Annotated in this window: 18 protein-coding genes; 4 read left to right on the top strand and 14 right to left on the bottom strand. The window is 63.2% G+C overall.

The annotated features are described in order from the left end of the window. Positions 1–83: 83 nt before the first annotated feature. The 3 genes from KLP40_RS10965 to KLP40_RS10955 all read left to right on the top strand — a co-directional run bounded on the left by KLP40_RS10965 (position 84) and on the right by KLP40_RS10955 (position 2919). Entirely contained in the window at positions 84–791 is a 708-nt protein-coding gene (locus KLP40_RS10965; RefSeq protein ID WP_215593822.1) for a hypothetical protein, read from the top strand. Between the two features lie 186 nt (positions 792–977). Further along, positions 978–2036 carry a sensor histidine kinase gene (locus KLP40_RS10960; protein ID WP_215593821.1) on the top strand — a complete coding sequence of 353 codons (1059 nt, stop codon included), beginning with the start codon at positions 978–980 and terminating at the stop codon, positions 2034–2036. An 85-nt stretch (positions 2037–2121) separates the two neighbouring features. After that, entirely contained in the window at positions 2122–2919 is a 798-nt protein-coding gene (locus KLP40_RS10955; protein WP_246558773.1) for a LytR/AlgR family response regulator transcription factor, read from the top strand. A gap of 13 nt (positions 2920–2932) precedes the next feature. Here KLP40_RS10955 and KLP40_RS10950 read toward each other — a convergent pair whose 3' ends face one another. The 8 genes from KLP40_RS10950 to KLP40_RS10915 form a co-directional block, all read right to left on the bottom strand. Beyond that, complete coding sequence (locus KLP40_RS10950; protein WP_215593820.1) at positions 2933–3376, bottom strand: hypothetical protein; 444 nt, start codon at positions 3374–3376, stop codon at positions 2933–2935. 12 nt (positions 3377–3388) lie between these two features. Next, positions 3389–4168: a LytR/AlgR family response regulator transcription factor gene (locus KLP40_RS10945; RefSeq protein WP_215593819.1), complete on the bottom strand. Its 780-nt coding sequence runs from the start codon at positions 4166–4168 to the stop codon at positions 3389–3391. Positions 4169–4423: 255 nt separating this feature from the next. Then, complete coding sequence (locus KLP40_RS10940; protein WP_215593818.1) at positions 4424–5482, bottom strand: sensor histidine kinase; 1059 nt, start codon at positions 5480–5482, stop codon at positions 4424–4426. A gap of 36 nt (positions 5483–5518) precedes the next feature. Next, positions 5519–6475 (bottom strand): alpha/beta fold hydrolase, encoded by a 957-nt coding sequence (locus KLP40_RS10935; RefSeq protein WP_215593817.1) that lies wholly within the window; start codon positions 6473–6475, stop codon positions 5519–5521. Positions 6476–6777: 302 nt separating this feature from the next. Beyond that, a complete protein-coding gene (gene leuB / locus KLP40_RS10930) occupies positions 6778–7902 on the bottom strand; it encodes a 3-isopropylmalate dehydrogenase (RefSeq protein ID WP_215593816.1) in 1125 nt (374 codons plus the stop codon). Next, positions 7890–8489, bottom strand: a complete 600-nt coding sequence (gene leuD / locus KLP40_RS10925) for a 3-isopropylmalate dehydratase small subunit (protein ID WP_215593815.1) — start codon at positions 8487–8489, stop codon at positions 7890–7892. The genes leuB and leuD overlap by 13 nt, the downstream gene beginning before the upstream one ends. Positions 8490–8609: 120 nt before the next feature. Continuing rightward, a complete protein-coding gene (gene leuC, locus KLP40_RS10920) occupies positions 8610–10019 on the bottom strand; it encodes a 3-isopropylmalate dehydratase large subunit (RefSeq protein WP_215593814.1) in 1410 nt (469 codons plus the stop codon). Positions 10020–10274: 255 nt separating this feature from the next. After that, positions 10275–11441: a 2-isopropylmalate synthase gene (locus tag KLP40_RS10915; RefSeq protein WP_215593813.1), complete on the bottom strand. Its 1167-nt coding sequence runs from the start codon at positions 11439–11441 to the stop codon at positions 10275–10277. A gap of 271 nt (positions 11442–11712) precedes the next feature. Here KLP40_RS10915 and KLP40_RS10910 point away from each other — a divergent pair, with 271 nt between their 5' ends. Beyond that, positions 11713–12198: a hypothetical protein gene (locus KLP40_RS10910; protein WP_215593812.1), complete on the top strand. Its 486-nt coding sequence runs from the start codon at positions 11713–11715 to the stop codon at positions 12196–12198. 7 nt (positions 12199–12205) lie between these two features. Here KLP40_RS10910 and ilvA read toward each other — a convergent pair whose 3' ends face one another. The 6 genes from ilvA to KLP40_RS10880 form a co-directional block, all read right to left on the bottom strand. Further along, the gene (ilvA, locus tag KLP40_RS10905) at positions 12206–13480 is read right to left on the bottom strand and encodes a threonine ammonia-lyase IlvA (RefSeq protein ID WP_215593811.1); all 1275 of its coding nucleotides are present in this window, start codon (positions 13478–13480) and stop codon (positions 12206–12208) included. A gap of 164 nt (positions 13481–13644) precedes the next feature. Continuing rightward, a complete protein-coding gene (gene ilvC / locus KLP40_RS10900) occupies positions 13645–14739 on the bottom strand; it encodes a ketol-acid reductoisomerase (RefSeq protein WP_215593810.1) in 1095 nt (364 codons plus the stop codon). A 196-nt stretch (positions 14740–14935) separates the two neighbouring features. Beyond that, the gene (gene ilvN / locus KLP40_RS10895) at positions 14936–15526 is read right to left on the bottom strand and encodes an acetolactate synthase small subunit (RefSeq protein WP_246558772.1); all 591 of its coding nucleotides are present in this window, start codon (positions 15524–15526) and stop codon (positions 14936–14938) included. Positions 15527–15752: 226 nt separating this feature from the next. After that, a complete protein-coding gene (gene ilvB / locus KLP40_RS10890; RefSeq protein ID WP_215593808.1) occupies positions 15753–17498 on the bottom strand; it encodes a biosynthetic-type acetolactate synthase large subunit in 1746 nt (581 codons plus the stop codon). After that, positions 17455–19182 (bottom strand): dihydroxy-acid dehydratase, encoded by a 1728-nt coding sequence (gene ilvD, locus KLP40_RS10885; protein ID WP_215593807.1) that lies wholly within the window; start codon positions 19180–19182, stop codon positions 17455–17457. The genes ilvB and ilvD overlap by 44 nt, the downstream gene beginning before the upstream one ends. Positions 19183–19435: 253 nt before the next feature. Continuing rightward, positions 19436–20338, bottom strand: a complete 903-nt coding sequence (locus KLP40_RS10880) for a branched-chain amino acid transaminase (RefSeq protein WP_215593806.1) — start codon at positions 20336–20338, stop codon at positions 19436–19438. Positions 20339–20494: the final 156 nt, after the last annotated feature.

Below are 20494 nucleotides of genomic sequence, written 5' to 3'. Positions count from 1 at the left end.
CCGACGCTTCGGTAACGGCAAATTTCAGGGGCGGCGGGTGGGGTGCACCTTTGACTCATCCTCCACCACAAATCCCTTTTGGTATGAAGACGACCCTGCTCACCCTCGCCCTGGCTGCCGCTTCCTTCGCGGCCCTGGCCCAGCAACCCGCCGCCCCCAAAGCCGCCCCGGTAGCCGCCGCCGCGCCCGCGGATGCCTACGACACGCTCCTGGCCGGAGCCATTGCCGAGCTCATGAGCACCGGCGACCCGGCCGTGCTGCGGGCCAGCGCCGCCAAAATGGAGCGCGCCGCCGCCGTGAAGCCCCAGGACTGGCTGCCCCGCTACTACCGGGCGTACGCGCTCATCATTCAGGTTTTTCAGAGCAAGGAAGACGGCGACGCCAAGGATCAGCTCCTCGACCAGGCCGAAAAAGCCCTGGCCCAGGCCCGCCAGCTGGGCGGCGACGAATCGGAGGTGCTGGTGCTCCAGGCCTACCTCTACCAGGCCCGGCTGGGCATCTCGCCCATGCTGCGCTCCATGAAATACTCGGGCCTGGTGGAGGAGGCCGTGGCCAAGGCCAAAACCCTGAATCCGGCCAACCCCCGCGCCTACCTGGTGGCGGCCAACAACGTGTACTACACGCCCGCCATGTTCGGGGGCGGGGCCGAAGCGGCCCGGCCGCTTTACCAGGAAGCCAGGGCCCGCTTTGCCGCCTTCCGGCCCGCCTCGGCCCTGGCCCCTAACTGGGGCGAGTGGCAGGTGCTGGGCCGCCTGAAAAAGTACGAAACCACCACGGCCGCCGCCAAATAGCCGGCCCCGTGGCGCGCCGTAGCGCGAACTTTGTAGTTCGCGCTACGGCGCCGTAGAAACGAAACCGTCCGAACGGCGCTGGGGCACGAACTACAAAGTTCGCGCTACGGCGCGTATGGCAGGCCAGGTACCCTGGTTCCGCAACGGCGGTGTATCTTTTCGCTTCGCTTGTTACGCTGCCTGCTCATGGAACAATCCTCGGTGTTGGGTAAATACTACCCCAAGTACCACTGGCTGAAAACGCTGGGCCTGATGCTGGTGCTGTCGGTGGGGCTGAGCTTCGCCTTTTGCCCCGGCTGCGCCCTCCGGAGTGAGGATTTTCTCGTCACCTTCGGCTACAACTTCTGCTACACTACCGGCCTGTGGCTGGCCAACGGCGTGCCCTCCGAACTGCTCAACCGCTACGTCGACTGGACGGAGAACCCGCTGCGGCGGTTCATGACCACGGTGGCCGTGTCGCTGCTGGCCTCGAGCGTCGTGATTTTCGGGGTGACGACGGCGTTCCGGGTGGGTTATTTTCACAAGCCGCTCTGGAGCATCAGCTGGAAGGCGTTTGTGGTGCCGCTGGGCATTACGCTGGTCGTGTCGCTGTTCATGCACAGCCGCTCGTTTCTGCTGAGCTGGCGCGAGGTGTCGGTGCGGGCCCAGCGGCTGGAAAAGGAAAACGCCCAGGCCCAGGCCGACAGCCTGCGCCGCCAGCTTGACCCGCACTTCCTGTTCAACTCGCTGAACGCGCTGACCTCCCTGGTGGAGGAAAACGACCCCGCGCGGGCCTCCCGCTTTATCCGCCAGCTCAGCCAGGTGTACCGCTACGTGCTCGACTCGCAGGACCAGGAAGTGGTGACGCTGGCCGAGGAAATGAAGTTCGGCGAGGCCTACCTGTTTCTGCAGCGCACCCGCCTGGGCGAAGGGCTGCAGGTGGCGCTGCCGCCGCAGCCGGCCGCCGCGCTGGAAAGCTGGCTGGTGCCGCCGCTGGCCCTGCAGCTGCTGCTGGAAAACGCCCTGAAGCACAACGCCACCTCCCAGCGCAACCCGCTGCGCATCCGCATCGAGCTAAACGAGGCTGCCCGTACGCTGCTGGTGCGTAACTCTCGGCAAACCCGCCGCCTGGCCGAGGGCGAGTCTAGGGGCGTGGGCCTGAAAAACCTGCAGGCCCGCTACGCCTTCCTCACGCCCCGCCCCGTGCTGATTGAAGCCTCCGAAACCGAGTTCGTAGTAACGCTGCCGCTGCTGGAGTTGCAGTAGCCATGCGGTGTCCAGGCACCCAGCAGCCCGTTACGTATCTTGCCCGCCCCTTCTGCTACGCTCCTGCCGCCCTTTACTTTCGCCTATGCTCCCAACCGTTACCCCCCTGCGTGCCCTGATTGTGGAAGATGAGCCGCTGGCTGCCTCCCGGCTGGCCGGTTTGCTGAAAAAACACCCGCAGCCGGTAGCCGTGGTGGGCACGGCCGAATCGGTGGCGGAGGCCGTGCTGCTGCTGCAAAGCCTGCAGGCGGCTCCGCCCGACGTGCTGTTCCTGGATATTCACCTGGCCGACGGGCTGAGCTTCGAGCTGTTCGAGCGGCTGGATATCCGCACGCCCGTCATCTTCACCACCGCCTACGACAAGTACGCCCTGCGCGCCTTCAAGGTGAACAGCGTGGACTACCTGCTCAAGCCCATCGACCCGGAGGAGCTGACGGCGGCCCTCGACAAGCTGCACCGCCAACAGCAGCAGGCTGCGCCCCAGTTCGATGCGGCTTTGCTCACGCGCATGCTGCAGCAGGCCCAGCCCGTCCGCGAGTACAAAACGCGCTTCGTGGTGCGGGTGGGCGAGCACCTGAAGGCCATTCCGGTGGAGCAGATTGCCTACTTCGCCAGTCTGGAGAAAGTCACGCTGCTGCACACCCGCGAGGGCCGCCGCTTCGTAGTCGACTATACCCTGGAACAGCTGGAAGGTCTGCTAGATCCGCTGGAATTCTTCCGCCTCAACCGCGCCTACCTGACCCACGCCGAGGCCATCCACGACATCATCCACTACACCAACTCCCGCCTGCAAACCATCCTCAAGCCCGCCGCTCCCGACAACGACACCGTGCTGGTCAGCCGCGAAAAGGTCAACGCCTTCAAGGCTTGGCTGGATCGGTGAAACACCTGTCTGGCTAATGCGGATCAGGTTGCACGCGCACGAGGCGGCCTTGTTCGCCCATTTTATCATACTCGATGAGCGTATCGCCACTCAGGTAGTAATCAAAACGGAAGTTGTCAGTATAAATGGCTACTCCGGGTTGATACTGGTTGCCAGGCTTATAGCGTACTTTTATGGCCGACTCGTATAGGAAGTAACGGTCGTCTGGGGAAGGTTGCCCGGTTTCCCTCTCGCGGTCAGTAAACGTGGTGTAGGCGCCCGTAGAATCGGCCTTGATTTTTACCAGCGTAAAACCTCCTTTATCATAGCCAGCCCAGGTGCCTTTCAAGCGTTGCAAACCACCCGTAGCAGGTGGTGACACTGATGTTGTCACCGTTGAAGAGATGGTAGAATCTGAGTGGCAAGCACCCAACAGGCAGATAATTGCAGCGTAGGCTACAAAATATGTGTGCTTCATTAGGCCAATATACTATCCTTCCAGCCAATTTTTAACAGCTCCTGCCTTCTCCCGGCTCACCAGCACTTCCTCGTTCGGGGCGGGGTGGAGGTCAACCAGCAGCTTGCCGTTGAAGTGGGGGTGGAGGCGCTGCACGGCGGGCAGCTGGGCCAGCAGTTGGCGGTTGAGGCGGAAGAACTGGGCGGGGTCGAGCAGGCTTTCGAGTTGCTCCAAGGGGTACTCTACCACGAAACGGCGGCCGTCGAGGGTGCAGAGGGTGGTGGTTTCGTGGCGGCTCTGAAACCAGGCGGCCTGGGTGGCGGCCAGCGGCAACAGCTGCTCGCCGCTGCGCACCAGAAACCGGGTTTTATGCTGCCGCTCCGGCCGGGGCAGGGCATCGAGCAGGCGCTCCAGGCGCTGGGCGGTATCGTCAGGGGCGATTGGGGAGGCGGTTGGGGTGCGCCATGCGTGCAGCTTGGTGAGGGCGGCCGTCAGCTCGGTTAGCTTCACGGGCTTGAGCAGGTAGTCGACGCTGTTGGCTTTAAAGGCCCGGATGGCGTAGGCGTCGTAGGCGGTGGTGAAGATGATGGGGCTGCGCACCACCGTTTGCTCGAACACGTCCAGGCTCAGCCCGTCGGCCAGCTGAATATCGGACAGAATCAGGTCGGGGGCGGGGTGGGTATCGAGCCAGTTCAGGGCCCCGGCCAAGGTATCGAGCACGGCCAGCACCCGGGCCTCGGGCGCGGCCTGGCGCAGCAGCCGTTGCAGCCGCTCGGCGGCCGGGTATTCATCTTCGAGCAGCAAAACGGTCATTCAGTTGGGATTGATGAGGTGATGGGGTGACAGGTGATGAGGTGATGGGGTAATGGGGGAATGAGGTAGAGAAAGAACGTCATTCTGAGCGAAGGCGCAGCCGTAGTCGAAGAATCTTGCGTGCTGACGTTGGCAGGGCAAACTACGCAACGAAGCGGTAGAGATTCTTCGACTACGGCTGCGCCTTCGCTCAGCATGACGTTCTTTCTCTACCCTGTCACCTCCTCACCTGTCACCCCATCACCTCCTCACCTGTCACCTCATCACCTCATCACCTGTCACCTCCTCACCTGTCACCCCATCACCCATCAACAACGGCAGCTGCACCCGGAACCAGCCGTCGTCGGTGCTGACGGTGACGGGGTGGGGGGCGCGCAGGAGCTCGTAGCGGTGGCGCACGTTGCGCAGGCCGGTGCCGGTGCCCGGGGCCAGGCCGGCCGAGCGGGGCCGGAGCGTGTTTTCGACGGTGAAGTAGCCGGTGGCGGGGTGGGCGCTCAGGTGGAGCTGCAGGGGCTGGTCGCGGGAGGCCACGTTGTGCTTGAGGGCGTTTTCTACCAGCAGCTGCACGCTGAGCGGGGCCACGCGGCGCTGGCGCAGGGCCGTCGGCACGTCGATGCGCACGCGCAGGTTGTCGCGGAAACGGGCCTTGTGCAGGGCCAGGAAGGTATCCACAAAGGCCAGTTCCTCGTGCAGGGGCACGGTGGGTTGGTCGCGGGCCAGCAGCACGTAGCGGTACACGTCGGCGAGCTGCTCCACGAACTCCTGGGCCGGCTCGTTCTCGGGTTCGATGAGGGCCGAGAGGGTGTTGAGGGAGTTGAACAGGAAGTGCGGGTCGAGCTGACTTTGCAGGGCTTCGAGCTGACTTTGCACCCCGGCGCTTTGCAGCTGCTCGGCCCGGCGCACGTTCTGCTCCCACTGCTGGAAGAAGCTCCTGCTCTCGTAAATGAGCTGAATGACTACCGTGGGTACCATGTTCAGCCCGAATTCGCGCCAGAAGAACTCTGCCGTAAGGTGCCCCTGCTGGGCCAGGGCCAGCAACTCGCCCAGCGCCAGCGTAACGGCTGCCGTGGTACTTGTATTGATGAGCGCCAGCCACCAGAGCCGCCGGCTGGTTTGCTCCACCCGTGGGAAGCGCCGGAACAGGGCCCGCCACAGCGCCCGCCCCGACAGCCAGAACGCGCAGGTGAAGGCCAGCGAGCAGGCGTAGTTGATGAGTAGTACCGGCACCGAGCGGATGCCCAGCAGGTCCCGGGGTAAGAGCACCAGCAAGGCCAGCACCGGGATGCCCAGCAACAAAAACCGACGGTCGTTCATGGGGCTAAAATAGCAGTTTGGCCTTAGCCCGGACCCTTAGCGAGGCAGGCGGCGCACGAAGCCGTGGAGGGCCTGGCTCAGCTCCGCAGGGTTGTCTATGAAGGGCGTGTGCCGGCCGGGCAATACTACCACCGTCTGGCGGGGGAAGCGGAAGGCGCGGTAGTGGTCGGGGCCGGTGAGGTAGTCCTGGGCGCCGGTAAGCACCAGCACGGGCATGGTCAGGGCGGCTGTGGCTGCGGTGAAGTCTTCCAGGTAGCGGCCGGGGTTCTGGAACAGGTTGGCGGCGAAATCGTGGTTCTGGGGCTGGCCCCGCAGCACCCGGCTCACCCGCGCCGCCCCGGAATCGGAAGCAAACTGGAGCTGGTTGTAGCGGTGTTGTTGCTGGAGCATTCCGGTGACCAGGAAATAGCGCTGGGGCAGGGGCGCGGCGGCATCCAGGGGCGGGCGGGTGGCGGCGTCCAGCAGCGTGTAGCCGTGGGCCGTGGTAGCTTCCATAGCGGCCGGCAGGTTCAGGATGCTGTTGACCAGAACCAGAGCCCGCACACGGTTGGGGTACTTTTGGGCGTAGGCCGTGGCCAGAATCCCGCCAAAGGAGTGGCTCATCAGCGTCCATTTATCCAGGTGCAGGTGCTGGCGCAGCTCTTCCATATCCTGCACCTGGCGCTCCAGGGCGTAGTTCTGGTGCGCGGCGCTGGCCGAGCGGCCGCTGCCGCGCTGGTCCAGGTAAATCATCTGCAAATCGGCTTCGAGGCGCGGGCCGGCCAGCACCTCCACGGCCTGACTGCCCGCCCCGGGGCCGCCGTGCACCAGCAGGCAGGCGGGCCCCTGGCCAGCCACGCGCACGTAGAGGCGCACGCTGTCGGAGGTTTGGAACGCCACCGGGCCGTTGGTCAGGGGGCGGGCCGGGGCGGAGAAGTGCAGGGTGAAAATCAGGGCCAGCGCGCCCAGGAAACGAAGCAGAACAAGGGCGGCGGCGGGGCGGAGCGTTTTCATAACGGGCGTTGGTAGCGGTGATAGGTTGGATTCGATGTCCCAAACATCCGCCAAAGCCCCGCCTTTCCCGAGGGCAAACCGGGTGAACCGTCGCCCGGCCCGGGTGAACCGTCGGACCCGCCGGGGCCGTCCGTCCGCCCGCAAAAAAGCCCAGGCAACTGGTCCGGCGACCAGCTACCCGGGCTTTTACCCCACCCCTGGGGTGTTTTTGAAATGAGTGAATGAGTGAGTTGGTGAATGAGTGAATGCTCAGGATGACAGTTCACTCATTCACCAACTCACTCATTCACAGAGTCACTCATTTAAATAATCGTGCTCAAGCCGAGCTGGATGTTGTTGCGGTGCATTTCGCAGTCGTGAATGTCGAGGACGGCGTAGGTGATGAAGCTGCCGACCTGCTCGGTGGTGTAGGCAGTGGCCGGGTTGAGCTCGGGGGTGACCACGCCGGAGTTAAGGGCATGCTGGACGGCGTCGCGGACGCACTCCGCCTCGGCGGGCAGACCGAAGTGGTCGAGCAGCAGGGCGGCCGACAGGATGGTGGCAATGGGGTTGGCAATGCCCTTGCCCCTGGCCTGGGGGTAGGAGCCGTGGATGGGCTCGAACAGCGCCGCTGTATCCCCCACCGAGGCGGAGGGCAGCAGCCCCAGCGAGCCGGCAATGACCGAGGCTTCGTCGGAGATGATGTCGCCGAACATGTTCTCGGTCAGGATGACGTCGAACTGGCGCGGGTTGAGGATGATCTGCATGGCCGCGTTGTCCACGAACAGGAAGTCGAGGGCCACGCTGGGGTACTCGGGGGCAATGCTCTGCACGGTTTCGCGCCAGAGGCGGGAGGTTTCCAGCACGTTCGCCTTGTCTACCAGCGTGAGCTGGTGGCGGCGCGTTTCGGCGGCCCGGAAGGCGCGGTGGGCAATGCGCAGGATTTCGTCGCGGTGGTAGGTGCAGTGGTCGTAGGCGCTGGCGCGGTCGTCGGAGCGGCCCTTTTCGCCGAAGTAGATACCGCCCGTCAGCTCCCGGAAAATGAGGATGTCGGTGCCCCGGATGCGCTCGGCCTTGAGCGGGGAGTGTTCCAGCAACTGGTCGTAGGCCGTGATGGGGCGGATGTTGGCGTACAGGCCCAGCTCCTTACGCAACGCCAGCAGGCCCTGCTCAGGGCGCACCGGGGCGGTGGGGTCGTTATCATATTTGGGGTCGCCGATGGCGCCCAGCAGCACCGCGTTGGCGCGGCGGCAGGCGGCCAGGGTAGCCGCGGGCAGGGGCGCGCCGGTGGCGTCGATGGCCGAGGCGCCCAGCAGCTGGTAGTCAAACTGAAACTCGTGCCCGAACCGGTCGGCTACGGCTTTGAGCACGCGCACGGCCTCGGCGCACACTTCCGGCCCGATACCATCACCGGGTACTACCACAATCCGTTTGCTTAAAATATCCATGGTCGGTTCTGTTCGAAGGTGGTAATGGCCGATTCCTGGCTCAGGAGAAAATCAATGTCGTCGTACCCGTTGAGGAGGCACTCTTTTTTATAAGCATCCAGCTCGAAGCGGATCGGTTCCGAGCGGCCCGGTACGCTCAGCGTCTGGGCGGCCAAATCCACGGTCAGGGCCAGGTCGGAGTCGGCGGCCACGGCGGCAAACAGGGCCTGCAGCTCGGGCTCCGTCACCTGCAGGGGCAGCAGGCCGGTGTTGAGGGCGTTGCCCCGGAAAATATCGGCGAAGTAGCTGCTGACCACCACCCGAAAACCGGCGTCGTACAGGGCCCAGGCGGCGTGCTCCCGGCTGGAGCCGCACCCGAAATTCTGGCCCGCCAGCAGAATCCGGTGGCCCTGGTAGCGCGGGTCGTTGAGCACGAAGCCGGTTTTGGGCTGGCCGTCGGCGCCGTAGCGCCAGTCAGCAAATAGGTTTTTCCCGAAGCCTTGCCGGGTGGTGGCCTTCAGAAAGCGGGCCGGGATAATCTGGTCCGTATCCACGTTCTCCACGGGCAGCGGGACCACCCCGGAGCGCAGAGTTTGAAATTGTTCCATCAGGGGTGAGAAATAGGGGTGGGGAAAGCGGGGGAGAAGTCGAGAAGCACGTCATGCTTCGACTACGCCTCCGGCTGCGCTCAGCATGACGTGCTTTCTGCTCAGGGCCAGTTGCTATGGTTACACATCTGCCAGTTGCTGCACGTACTCGGCCACGTCTACCAGCCGGCCTTCCACGGCCGTGATGGCGGCTACCAGCGGGGAGGCCAGCAGGGTGCGGGCGCCGGGGCCCTGGCGCCCCTCGAAGTTGCGGTTGGAGGTAGATACGCAGTAGGCCCCGGCCGGAATCTTATCCTCGTTCATGGCCAGGCAGGCGCTGCAGCCCGGTTCGCGCAGCTCGAAGCCGGCGGCGGCCAGCACTTGGTCGAGGCCCTCGGCCCGGGCCTGGCGGGCTACCTGCTGGGAGCCGGGCACGATGATAGCCTCCACGTGCGGAGCCTTCTGCCGGCCCTTCACAAAGGCCGCCACCGTGCGCAAATCCTCGATGCGCGAGTTGGTGCAACTGCCGATAAACACGTGGCTGATTTCCTGGCCCAGCAACGACTCGCCCGCCGTAAAACCCATGTACCGCAAGGATTTTTCGAGGCCAGCGGCCTCCGCAACGTCGGTGAGCACGGGGATGGTAGCGCCCAGCGGCATACCCAGGCCGGGGTTGGTGCCGAAGGTAATCATGGGCCGGATGGCTGAGGCCTCGAAGTGGTGCTCGGCGTCGAACACGGCGTCGGCGTCGGTGGGCAGGGTTTGCCAGTAGGCCACGGCCCGGTTCCAGTTTTCGGCCTGGGGGGCGTAAGGGCGGCCTTGGAGGTAGTCGAAGGTGGTGGCATCGGGGGCAATGAGGCCGCCGCGGGCGCCCATTTCAATGCTCATGTTGCAGACCGTCATGCGGCCTTCCATGCTCAGGGCCCGGATGGCGCTGCCGGCGTACTCCACGAAGTAACCCGTGGCTCCGCCCGTGCCCAGGGCAGCAATGATGTGCAGAATCACATCCTTGGCCGACACGCCCGCCGCCAGCTCCCCGTCCACGGTAATGCGCATGCGCCGGGGCTTATCGAGCAGCAGGCACTGCGAGGCCATTACCTGCGTCACCTGGCTGGTCCCGATGCCGAAGGCAATAGCCCCGAACGCCCCGTGGGTGGAGGTGTGCGAGTCGCCGCAAACGATGGTAAGGCCGGGCTGGGTCAGGCCCAGTTCGGGGCCGATGACGTGCACGATGCCCTGGTTCGCGTGGCCCAGGCCATACAGTTCCACGCCGTGGCGGGCGCAGTTTTCGGTGAGCTTGTCCACCTGGGAGCGGCTGAGCGGATCCTGAATGGGCTGGTTCTGGTGGCGGGTGGGCACGTTGTGGTCGGCAGTGGCCAGCATCTGCCCGGGCCGGCGCAGGGTCAGGCCCCGGACCGTCAGCTCGTCGAAGGCCTGGGGGCTGGTCACCTCGTGAATCAGGTGCCGGTCGATGTAAAAGACGGTGAGGCCGCCGGGTAGCTCGCGCACCGCGTGCGCGTCCCAGATTTTATCAAATAACGTCCTGGACATGAGAGAAGGGGTGGGGACGGTGAACGAGTGAGTGGGTGAGTGGGCGAGAAGAACATGTCATGCTGAGCGAAAAAAACGTCATGCTGAGCGAAGGCGCAGCCGCAGCCGAAGCATCTCGCGTGCTTCGTTGTGAGGCTAATTCAAGGTTAGCACGCGAGATGCTTCGGCTCCGCTCCGCTGCGCTCAGCATGACGTTCTTTTTACGCAGCATCACCCGTTCTTTTTACTCAGGGTGACCGCATAAAAAAACAGGCGTCAGCTGGCGGTAACCAGTTGCGCCTGTTCTACCAGTTGGTGCAGGTCGGTGTCGATGACTTCCTTCTGGCGGTCGGCCAACACGAGGAAGGAAGAGTAGGCTTTGTTGAGGGCCACGCGGTCGAAGTCGTAGCCGATTTTCTGGAGGCGGTAGGCCAGGGCGGCGCGGCCCGAGCGGGCGGTGAGCACAATGCTGGAATCGGGCATGCCCACCTCGCGCGGGTCGATGATTTCGTAGGTTTCGCGGTGCTTAATCACACCATCCTGGTGAATGCCGCTGGAGTGGGCAAAGGCGTTGGCGCCCACAATAGCCTTGTTGGGCTGCACCGGCATGCTCATCAGGTGCGACACCATCGCCGAGGTTTCGGCCAGCAGCTTGGTGTTGATGCCGGTGCTGAAGTTGAGGTAGGGATGCTGGCGGAGCACCATCACGGCTTCTTCGAGGGCCGTGTTGCCGGCCCGCTCGCCCACGCCGTTGATGGTGCACTCCACCTGCCGGGCCCCGCCCAACACGCCCGCAATGGAGTTGGCCGTGGCCATGCCCAAATCGTTGTGACAGTGGGTGGAGAGGCGCACCCGCTCAATGCCGCGCACGTTGTCGGCCAGGTACTTGATTTTGGCCCCGTATTCGGCCGAGAGGCAGTAGCCGGTGGTATCGGGGATGTTGAGCACGGTGGCCCCGGCCCGAATGGCGGCCTCGCACACGCGGGCCAGAAACTCGTTGTCGGTGCGGCCGGCGTCCTCGGCGTAAAACTCCACGTCCTCCACAAACGACTTGGCCAGCTTCACGGCCGCCACCGCCCGCTCCAGCACCTGCTCGGGCGTGCTCAGCAGCTTGTACCGGATGTGCGACTCCGAAGTGCCAATACCGGTGTGAATGCGCGGGTAGCGGGCCGCTTTCAGGGCCTCGGCCGCCGTGCGAATGTCGTTTTCCACGGCCCGGGAAAGGCCGCAGACGGTGGCCTCGCGGGTTTGGGCCGCAATGGCCGCCACCGCCGCAAAGTCGCCGGGGCTGGAAACCGGGAAGCCGGCCTCAATCACGTCCACGCCGAGTAGCTCCAGCTGCCGGGCAATGAGCAGTTTCTCGTCCCGGTTCAGTTTGCAGCCGGGCACTTGCTCCCCGTCGCGCAGGGTAGTATCGAAGATGTGGACTTTCTCGGTAGACATGGGCAATGACTTCGTGGCAGAAGGAAAGCCCCAAGTACACCCCCAGCCCCGGCCCCCCGAAACCGGTTTTCGGCACGCCTACTATTTCAAAAAGTTGCTGATGTGGCTGTAAGTCGCTGATTTAAAGAATATTGAATGTTTCTTGCTTACGAGGGCCAATACGATTCAGATAAAGGTCACATGCGGTTCTGTGGACGGTGGGTATGGTCTTCGTTACTTGTGTTATCTTCGAATAGAAACTACTCATCAAGTTACCATAATTGCGTTGATAATGACACTAAAAGAGTTTGTGCTGAAAGAGAACAACCATTTTGTTGCGATGGAATATTATAATTTAATCATGAATAGAATATTTTTAGTGCTTGTGACTCATGAGAAGTTAATTGCGCTAAAAGTAAATGGGATGGTTAGTATAGAAAGTGGTGGGAATATTCTCGCAAATGAGATGGTCAAATCATTAGTTGTTAGGGGTGATTTATCAAATCCATATTCATATATAAAGGAAAAATATATTAGAGATATAGAAAATATAAATTTTCTGAGTGATGAAGCATTGAATAAGCATAAAGGTAGCTTTGTGATTTCAAGAGATGATATTAAATCAGCTTGGCATAATTCGAATAAAAAATGGGGAATGGGATACTATCCTCATGATGGAAGAGTCTATATTGAAACAGTTCAAGGGGGAAATAAAGAATTGATAATATTGGGCAATCAATCGGGAGAAGAAATAGTGAATATGATTTATAAAAAATAGCTACACTTCACACCAGTAAACTCAGAAAATCCTGCTTGCCGTTTAAATACTCATACGAAAACCCCTCGGCCACCATGCGCTGCTGGATTTCGGCAATGTCGTGGGGGCGCTGCACTTCCAGGCCGACGAAAACGGGGCCTTTTTCCTTGTTGTTCTTCTTGATGTACTGAAACTGGATGATGTCGTCGTCCTCGCGCAGTACGTGGTTCACGAAGCGGCGCAGGGCCCCGGGCTTCTGGTTGAAGGTGACCAGGAAATAGTGCTTGCGGCCCTGGTGGCGCAGGGCCCGCTCCTTGATGTCCTCCATGCGGGTGATGTCGTTGTTGGAGCCGCTGAGGATGCACACCACCGTTTTGCCCCGAATCTGGGCGGCGTACTGGTGCAGCACCGAGACGCTGAGCGTGCCGGCCGGTTCCAGCACCAGGCCCTCCTCGTTGTACATCTTCAGCAAATCCTCGCACACCTGGCCCTCGGGCACCAGCGCCACCTCATCCAGCAGCTCCCGGCAGATGGCAAACGTCAGCTCGCCCGGGCACTTCACCGCCGCCCCATCCACGAAGCTCTCGATGTGCTCCAGCGGCTGCCGCTGTCCCGTCTGGATGGCCCGGTGCATGGAGGGCGCGCCCAGGGGCTGCACGCCCACCAGCCGGGTGGCGGGGCTGAGCTGCCGGAACACGCTGCTCACGCCCGCCGCCAATCCGCCGCCCCCGATGGGCATAAACACGAAATCAATGGGCGCGGGCGCGTCGCGGAGGATTTCCAGGCCCACGGTGGCCTGCCCGGCCACCACGGCCGCATCATCGAACGGGTGCACGTACACGCCCTGGCGCTGCTGGCAAAACTCCTGCGCCGCCCTCGACGAATCATCAAACGTGGCCCCGGTCAGCACAATCTCCACCTGGTCGCGCCCGAACAGGCGCACTTTGTCCACCTTCTGGGCGGGGGTGGCGGCGGGCATGAAGATGTAGCCCCGCCGCCCCAGCAACTGGCAGGCGTAGGCCACGCCCTGGGCGTGGTTGCCGGCCGAAGCGCACACCACCGGCCGGGTGGCCTCATCGGCCGGCAGCCCCGCCATCTTGTTGTACGCCCCCCGAATCTTGTAGGAGCGCACCACCTGCAAATCTTCCCGCTTCAAATAAATAGTGGCCCCGTAGGCCGCCGAAAGCCCCAGATTGTGCTGCAACAGCGTGGGGCTGATGACGCCCTGCAGCGTGCGGGCCGCCTGCTCCACCAGGGGCAGCGGCAGGGCTTGGGTGAGGGTGGCGGGTTGGGGAGGATGCATCGGGAAAATGAAAAACACCTGTCATCCTGAGCATTCCGCGAATCAAGCGGCGACGAAGGACCTTGCCACGCTGGAACGAGTCGTTATTACGATTACCGTTTTCACGTGATAAGGTCCTTCGCTCTGCTCAGGATGACAGAAGAAATATGACAGACGGTTGCGTTCTAGTTACCGTCGGCCGTGAGGGCGTAGGCTTCTTCCTGTTCTACTTTTTCGGCGGCGCGGGAGCGTAGCTCGCGCACGGTGGCGCCGGTCTGCCACAGCTCTGAGTTGCGCACTTCCTTGAGTTCGGCTTCCAGCTCCTGACGGTAGCCGGGCGTAGAGCCGCGCTGAATGGTGCGGGCGGCTTCCTGGCCCGAGGCCACGCTGTCGTACAGCTCGTTGAGCACGGGCAGGGTAGCTTCGCGGAAGCGGCCTTTCCAGTCGAGGGCGCCGCGCTGGGCCGTGACGGAGCAGTTGCTGAACATCCAGTCCATGCCGTTTTCGCCCACCAGCGGCACCAGGCTTTGGGTGAGTTCTTCCACGGTTTCGTTGAAGGCCTCGGAGGGCGAGTGGCCGCGCTGGCGCAGCACCTGGTACTGGGCCTCGATGATGCCGGCCAGCGCGCCCATCAGCACGCCCCGCTCGCCGGTAAGGTCGGAGTACACTTCCTTGCGGAAATCGGTTTCGAACAGGTAGCCCGAGCCCACCCCGATGCCCAGGGCCACGGCCTTCTCGTAGGCGTGGCCGGTGGCATCCTGGTACACGGCAAACGACGAGTTCAGCCCGCCCCCGGCCACAAACAGCCGGCGCAGGCTCGTGCCGCTGCCCTTGGGCGCTACCAGCACCACGTCTACATCGGCGGGCGGGATGATGCCCGTTTGGTCGTTAAAGGTGATGCCGAAGCCGTGGGAGAAGTACAGGGTTTTGCCGGCCGTGAGGTGGGGCTTAAGCGTGGGCCACACGGCAATCTGGCCGGCATCGGAGAGGAGGTTGGCCAGGATGGTGCCCCGCTCGGCCGCTTCTTCCAGGCCAAACAGCGTTTCGCCGGCCACCCAGCCATCGGCCTCCGCCTTGCGCCACGAAGCCGAATCGGGCCGCTGCCCCACAATCACGCGGAAGCCGTTGTCGCGCAGGTTCAGGGCCTGCCCCGGACCCTGCACGCCGTAGCCCAGCACGGCAATCGTCTCGCTTTGCAGAATGGTGCGGGCCTTTTCCAGCGGAAATTCCTCGCGGGTTACAACGTGTTCTTCTACGCCGCCAAAGTTGATGGTTGCCATGATGGTTGGGGTTATTAGTTGGTAGTTGTTTGTTGTCAGTTCTGAAAGGACTGTCATGCTGAGCGAAGCCGAAGCATCTCTCTCGCTTCGTTCGGGTTATTCACCAGCCCAGGATGTAAACCCTGGGCTACGGAGCGGCTTGGCAACGTCAGCACGCGAGATTCCTCGCGCTGCTCGGACTGACGTTCTGGTGGGGTCACATCGAAAACACCTTGTCGCGGCGGCCGAGGAACTCGTTTTCGCTGACTTCCTCGCCGGGCTGCTGGCGCTCGAACTCGCGCAGCTTGTGGTGGAAGCCCTGGCTGGTTTTGATGATGGCAATGCGGGCCGAGCGCACAAACTCGATGAGGCCGTAGGGGTGCAGCACGGCCAGCAGCTTGTCGGTTTCTTCGCGGTGGCCGGTGGTTTCAAACACCGTGTAATCCTTGCGGATGAGCACCACCCGGGCCCCATGCTCGCGCAGCAGCCGCTCCACCAGCGCCCGCTCGGCAATGACGTCGGTGGGCACTTTGTAGAGGGCCATTTCCTGCCAGATGACTTCCTCGTTGGGGTTGAAGTACACCTTCAGCACCTCCACCTGCTTTTCCATCTGGCGGGCAATCTTGCGCACCACCTCCTCCGACTCGTGCACCACGATGTTGAAGCGGTGAATCCCCTCGATTTCCGAGGGCGAGGTGTTCAGGCTCTCGATGTTGATTTTGCGCCGGGAGAAGATGATGGCCAGCCGGTTAAGCAGTCCCACCTGGTTCTCGGTGTACGCCGTGATGTTATATTCTTGCTTGGACATGAGGCGATGAAACATGAGAGGTGAGACGGGCAGCCCGCATGTCATTGCGAGCAAAGCGAAGCAATCCTTCCTTTTCAAGGGCAAAAGCTCCGACCTAGTCCAAAGCCTTTTATCGGTAGCTCCGGTCAGGGCTTGTCAGTTCTCCAGGGCTTTGCGCTTTGATAAGGACGGATTGCTTCGTCCTTCGTCCTCGCAATGACAGTTGCCTCTGGCTCGCAATGACACTTTACTTCAACCGGATTTCGCCCACGCCGCAGCCCTGGGGTACCATCGGGAAGATGTTGTTTTCGCGGGTCACGCGCACTTCCAGCAGGAAAGAGCCGGGGTGCTCCAGCATCTGGTGCAGGGCGGGTTGCAGGTCGGGGCGGCAGTCCACGCGGCGGGCGGCAATGCCGTAGCCGTTGGCTACCGTCACGTAATCGGGGCTGGCAATTTCCACGGCGGAGTAGCGCCGTTCGTGGAACAGTTCCTGCCACTGCCGCACCATGCCCAGAAACTGGTTGTTGAGCAGCAGAATCTTCACCTCAATGCCGGTTTGCATGATGGTGCCCAGCTCCTGAATCGTCATCTGAATGCCCCCGTCGCCGATGACGGCCACCACGGTGCGGTGCGGCGCGCCGTAGCGGGCCCCAATGGCGGCGGGCAGGGCAAAACCCATGGTGCCCAGCCCGCCGCTGGTAATGCTTAGGCGCGGGTGGTTGAGGCGGGCGTAGCGGCAGGCCACCATCTGGTGCTGGCCCACGTCGGTCACAATGATGGCCTCGCCCTGGGTCAGCTCGTTGAGCTGGTGAATCACCTCGCCCATGGTCAGCTCGTCCTGGGTCGGAAACAGCTCGTCTTGGATAACGGCGGCCACTTCCTCTGCGTCATGGTCGCGGAAGCGTTGGCGCCACGCGGGGTGCTGACGGGCGGCTACCAGCTGCGTGAGCAGGGGCAGGGTTTCCTTGCAGTCGCCCCACACCGGCACGGTGGCCGTTACGTTCTTGTCGATTTCGGTGGGGTCGATGTCGAGGTGGATGACCTGGGCCTGGCGGGCGTATTTGTCGAGGCGGCCCGTTACCCGGTCGTCGAAGCGCATACCGATGGCCACTAGCACGTCGCACTCGTTGGTGAGCACGTTGGGGCCGTAGTTGCCGTGCATGCCCAGCATGCCCACGTTCAGCGGGTGGCCGGTGGGCAGGGCCCCGGCTCCGAGAATCGTCCAGGCCGCCGGAATGCCGCTTTTTTCGATGAATTCCCGGAACTCGGCTTCGGCCTGGCCCAGCAGCACGCCCTGGCCCCAGAGCACCAACGGGCGCTGGGCCTGGTTGATAAGCTCGGCGGCGCGCTGCACGTACTCGGGGCGCACCACGGGCCGGGGCCGGTAGCTGCGGATGTGGGTGCAGGGCTCGTAGCCGGCGTGCTCAAACAGCTGCAGCTGGGCGTTTTTGGTGATGTCGAGCAGGACCGGGCCGGGCCGGCCGCTGCGGGCAATGTAGAAGGCCTTAGCCAGCGCCGCCGGAATATCCCGGGCGTCCGTTATCTGGTGGTTCCACTTGGTAACGGGCGTGGTGATGTTCAGAATGTCGGTTTCCTGGAAGGCATCGGTGCCCAGCAAATGCGCAAACACCTGCCCCGTGATGCACACCAGCGGGGTGCTATCAATCTGGGCATCGGCCAGGCCGGTTACCAGGTTGGTAGCGCCGGGGCCGCTGGTGGCAAACACCACGCCCACCCGGCCCGAGGCCCGGGCGTAGCCCTGGGCGGCGTGAATCCCGCCCTGCTCGTGGCGCACCAGCACGTGCGTCAGTTGCTCCTGAAAATCATACAGGGCATCGTAAATGGGGATGATAGCCCCGCCGGGGTAGCCGAAAATCGTGTCCACGCCCTCGGCCACCAAGCCCTGCAACAGGGCCACGGCCCCGGATACCTGCGGGGCGGCCAGGGCCTCAGGCGAGGCTGGCGCGGACTGAAGCTGCGGGTTCGGGAACATGGCGGTGGTCGGCTAAGTCGGTGATGCAGCCGTGGCTGGCGTCGCTCACGGTGCGGATGTATTTCAGCAGCACGCCCTGGCTGACCGGGGGCGCGGGCTGCTGCCACTGCTGGCGGCGCAGGGCCAGCTGCTCGTCGCTCAGGGCCACGTTCATGGTGTTGGCGGCGGCGTCCAGCGTAATCCAGTCGTCGTTTTCCACCAGGGCCAGCGGGCCACCGTCGTAGGCCTCGGGGCTCACGTGGCCGATAACGAAGCCGTGGGTGCCGCCCGAAAAGCGGCCGTCGGTGAGTAGGGCCACTTTGTCGCCCAGCCCGGCCCCGATGATGGCCGACGTGGGCTTGAGCATCTCGGGCATACCCGGCCCGCCCTTGGGCCCCACGTACCGAATCACGACCACGTGGCCCGGCTGAATCAGGCCCTGCACAATACCCTCGTTCAGCTCCTCTTCGGAGTCGAACACGATGGCCGGGCCGGCGAAGCGGGTGCCTTCCTTGCCGGTAATCTTGGCCACCGCGCCCCTAGGGGCCAGGTTGCCGTACAGAATCTGAATGTGGCCGTCGGGCTTGATGGGGTTGCTGGCGGGGCGCAGAATGTCCTGCTCGGGGCCCAGTGGAGCCACGTCGGCCAGGTTTTCGGCCAGGGTGCGGCCCGTTACGGTCAGTAAATCCCCGTGGAGCAGGCCGGCGTTGAGCAGGGTTTTGAGCACGGCCGGCACCCCGCCCCGGGCCGAAAGGTCTTCCATCAGGTACTTGCCGCTGGGCTTGAGGTCGGCCAGCACCGGCGTCCGGTCGCTCACGGCCTGGAAATCTTCGAGCGTGAGCCGGACGCCGGCGGCGTGGGCAATGGCCATAAGGTGGAGCACGGCGTTGGTGGAGCCGCCCAGCACGGTCGTCACCACCAGGGCGTTTTCGAAGGCCTCGCGCACCAGAATGTCGCGGGGCTTGAGGTCCAGCTCCAGCAGGCGGCGCAGGTAGGCGCCGGTGCTGCGGCATTCCTGCTGCTTCTCGGCGCTTTCGGCCGGGGCCGACGAGGAGTAGGGCACGCTCAGCCCCAGTGTTTCGATGGCGGCGGCCAGGGTGTTGGCCGTGTACATGCCCCCGCAGGCTCCCGGGCCCGGACAGGCGTTGCGGATAATGCCGCGGTAGTCCTCGTCCGAAATCCGGCCCTGTAGTTTCTGCCCGTAGGCCTCAAAGCACGATACAATGTTGAGCTGCTGCCCCTTGAACGTGCCGCCCCGGATGGTGCCGCCGTACACCATCAGGCTGGGGCGGTTGAGGCGGGCCATGGCAATCAGAGCCCCGGGCATGTTTTTGTCGCAGCCCACCACGCAGGCCAGGGCGTCGTAGTTGTGGGCCCCGGCCATGGCCTCAATGGAATCGGCAATGATTTCGCGGGACACCAGCGAGTAGCGCATGCCCGGTGTGCCGTTGGTGATGCCGTCACTGATGCCGATGGTGTTGAAGCGCAGCCCTACCAAAGCCTGCTCCTGCACGCCCTGCTTCACCGCGTCGGCCAGCTGGTTGAGGTGCATGTTGCAGGTGTTGCCCTCGAAGCCCGTGGAGCAGATGCCCACGAACGGCTTGCGCAAATCGGCCTCCGCAATGCCGGAGCCAATCAGCATGGCCTGCGAGGCCGGCAGACTGTCATCCTGGGTGTAAATGCGGCTGTATTTGTTGAGGGCCATGGTGGTAGGGGGTAGTGCCTGGTGCTTAGTGCGTAGGCTGGGTTGCCTCACCCCCCGGCCCCCTCTCCAGGGGGAGAGGGGGAGCCAGACGATTGGTGGAGTAGGCAGACGGGTTGGTGGTTGTAGAGACGCGACACTTCGCGTCTCGTCGTTGCTGATGTTGTGGGTAGAGAGGATGGACCAGTTGCTTTGGTGTCGAAAACGCTAGTTTCTGGGTTCTTACTTCTGGATTCTAAGCTCTAAGCTCTCAGTTCTAAGCTCTCACCTCTAAGCCCTCCGTTCTAACCGACTGGCCCGTGACCAGCGCGTGGTAGTGCTGGGCCAGCATGCCGCCGATGGTTTGCTGGAAGGGGCGCTCGAACACCACCTCATCCACGGAGGCAATACCGATGACCTCGGCGGCGGTGCCGGTCATGAAGGCGGCCTCGGCGGTGCGTAGCTCCTCAGGGCCGAAAAACCGCTCCGTGACGGTGATGCCGGCTTCGCGGGCCAGGTCGATGATGGTGTTGCGGGTGATGCCGCGCAGGATGCTGCCGGCCGGAGGCGTGATTAGCTCCCCGTCGCGCTCGAAGAAGAAGTTGGCCCCGGGGCCTTCGGCGACGTGGCCGTGCATGTCCAGCAGCAGGGCCTCGTCGTAGCCCCGGCCTTTGGCCTCGGTGCTGGCAATGATGGAATTCACGTAATGGCCCGCCACCTTGGCCTCGATGGGCACGGCCTTGGGGTTGGGCCGCTCGTAGGGCGAGACGGTGAGGCGCAGGCTTTGGTCGCCGAGATACTTGCCCCATTCCCACACGGCTACCAGCACGTTGCTGGTGCTGGCCGCCTTCAGGCTCATGTTGGGCGCGCCGGCAAACACCAGCGGCCGGATGTAGGCATCAGTCAGGCCGTTGCGCTCCAGCACCTCGTAGCTGAGCCGCGTCAGCTCCTCCACCGAGTAGGGCAGCGGCAGGCCAATGACCCGGCAGGAGTAGTGCAGCCGCTCGAAGTGCTCCTCGGCCTTGAAAATGCGCGTGCCGGCGGGCGTATTATAGGCCCGAATTCCTTCAAAAACGGCGTAGCCATAGTGCAAGGCCTGGGCATACACGCCGCAGGTAGCCTGCGCGGCCGGCACAAATTCGCCATCCAGGAAAGCCACGGTATCGGGAGAGTAGTACATGAAGGGAAATGAGGATTGCGTATTCAGTAGGGAGTGCCGGGTAGGGGGTAATGAGTGCTCAGCCTTGCTAGTGATCTGTTAGTCAGTCAAATGAATTTAAGTACTCCCTGCTCACTACCCGGTACTCCCTACTCTAACATTGGGGAAGCCAGGGCC

The organism is Hymenobacter piscis, assembly GCF_018760735.1.
GTDB lineage: Bacteria > Bacteroidota > Bacteroidia > Cytophagales > Hymenobacteraceae > Hymenobacter > Hymenobacter piscis.
Note: the sequence above shows the minus strand (reverse complement) of the source record. Positions and strands in the feature narration are given on the sequence as shown.

Excerpts from the sequence above, each read along its gene's own strand:
- KLP40_RS10965 (WP_215593822.1), top strand. The coding sequence starts at position 84 with ATGAAGACGACCCTGCTCACCCTCGCCCTGGCTGCCGCTTCCTTCGCG.
- KLP40_RS10960 (WP_215593821.1), top strand. The coding sequence starts at position 978 with ATGGAACAATCCTCGGTGTTGGGTAAATACTACCCCAAGTACCACTGG.
- KLP40_RS10955 (WP_246558773.1), top strand. The coding sequence starts at position 2,122 with ATGCTCCCAACCGTTACCCCCCTGCGTGCCCTGATTGTGGAAGATGAG.
- KLP40_RS10950 (WP_215593820.1), bottom strand. The coding sequence starts at position 3,376 with ATGAAGCACACATATTTTGTAGCCTACGCTGCAATTATCTGCCTGTTG.
- KLP40_RS10945 (WP_215593819.1), bottom strand. The coding sequence starts at position 4,168 with ATGACCGTTTTGCTGCTCGAAGATGAATACCCGGCCGCCGAGCGGCTG.
- KLP40_RS10940 (WP_215593818.1), bottom strand. The coding sequence starts at position 5,482 with ATGAACGACCGTCGGTTTTTGTTGCTGGGCATCCCGGTGCTGGCCTTG.
- KLP40_RS10935 (WP_215593817.1), bottom strand. The coding sequence starts at position 6,475 with ATGAAAACGCTCCGCCCCGCCGCCGCCCTTGTTCTGCTTCGTTTCCTG.
- leuB (WP_215593816.1), bottom strand. The coding sequence starts at position 7,902 with ATGGATATTTTAAGCAAACGGATTGTGGTAGTACCCGGTGATGGTATC.
- leuD (WP_215593815.1), bottom strand. The coding sequence starts at position 8,489 with ATGGAACAATTTCAAACTCTGCGCTCCGGGGTGGTCCCGCTGCCCGTG.
- leuC (WP_215593814.1), bottom strand. The coding sequence starts at position 10,019 with ATGTCCAGGACGTTATTTGATAAAATCTGGGACGCGCACGCGGTGCGC.
- KLP40_RS10915 (WP_215593813.1), bottom strand. The coding sequence starts at position 11,441 with ATGTCTACCGAGAAAGTCCACATCTTCGATACTACCCTGCGCGACGGG.
- KLP40_RS10910 (WP_215593812.1), top strand. The coding sequence starts at position 11,713 with ATGACACTAAAAGAGTTTGTGCTGAAAGAGAACAACCATTTTGTTGCG.
- ilvA (WP_215593811.1), bottom strand. The coding sequence starts at position 13,480 with ATGCATCCTCCCCAACCCGCCACCCTCACCCAAGCCCTGCCGCTGCCC.
- ilvC (WP_215593810.1), bottom strand. The coding sequence starts at position 14,739 with ATGGCAACCATCAACTTTGGCGGCGTAGAAGAACACGTTGTAACCCGC.
- ilvN (WP_246558772.1), bottom strand. The coding sequence starts at position 15,526 with ATGTCCAAGCAAGAATATAACATCACGGCGTACACCGAGAACCAGGTG.
- ilvB (WP_215593808.1), bottom strand. The coding sequence starts at position 17,498 with ATGTTCCCGAACCCGCAGCTTCAGTCCGCGCCAGCCTCGCCTGAGGCC.
- ilvD (WP_215593807.1), bottom strand. The coding sequence starts at position 19,182 with ATGGCCCTCAACAAATACAGCCGCATTTACACCCAGGATGACAGTCTG.
- KLP40_RS10880 (WP_215593806.1), bottom strand. The coding sequence starts at position 20,338 with ATGTACTACTCTCCCGATACCGTGGCTTTCCTGGATGGCGAATTTGTG.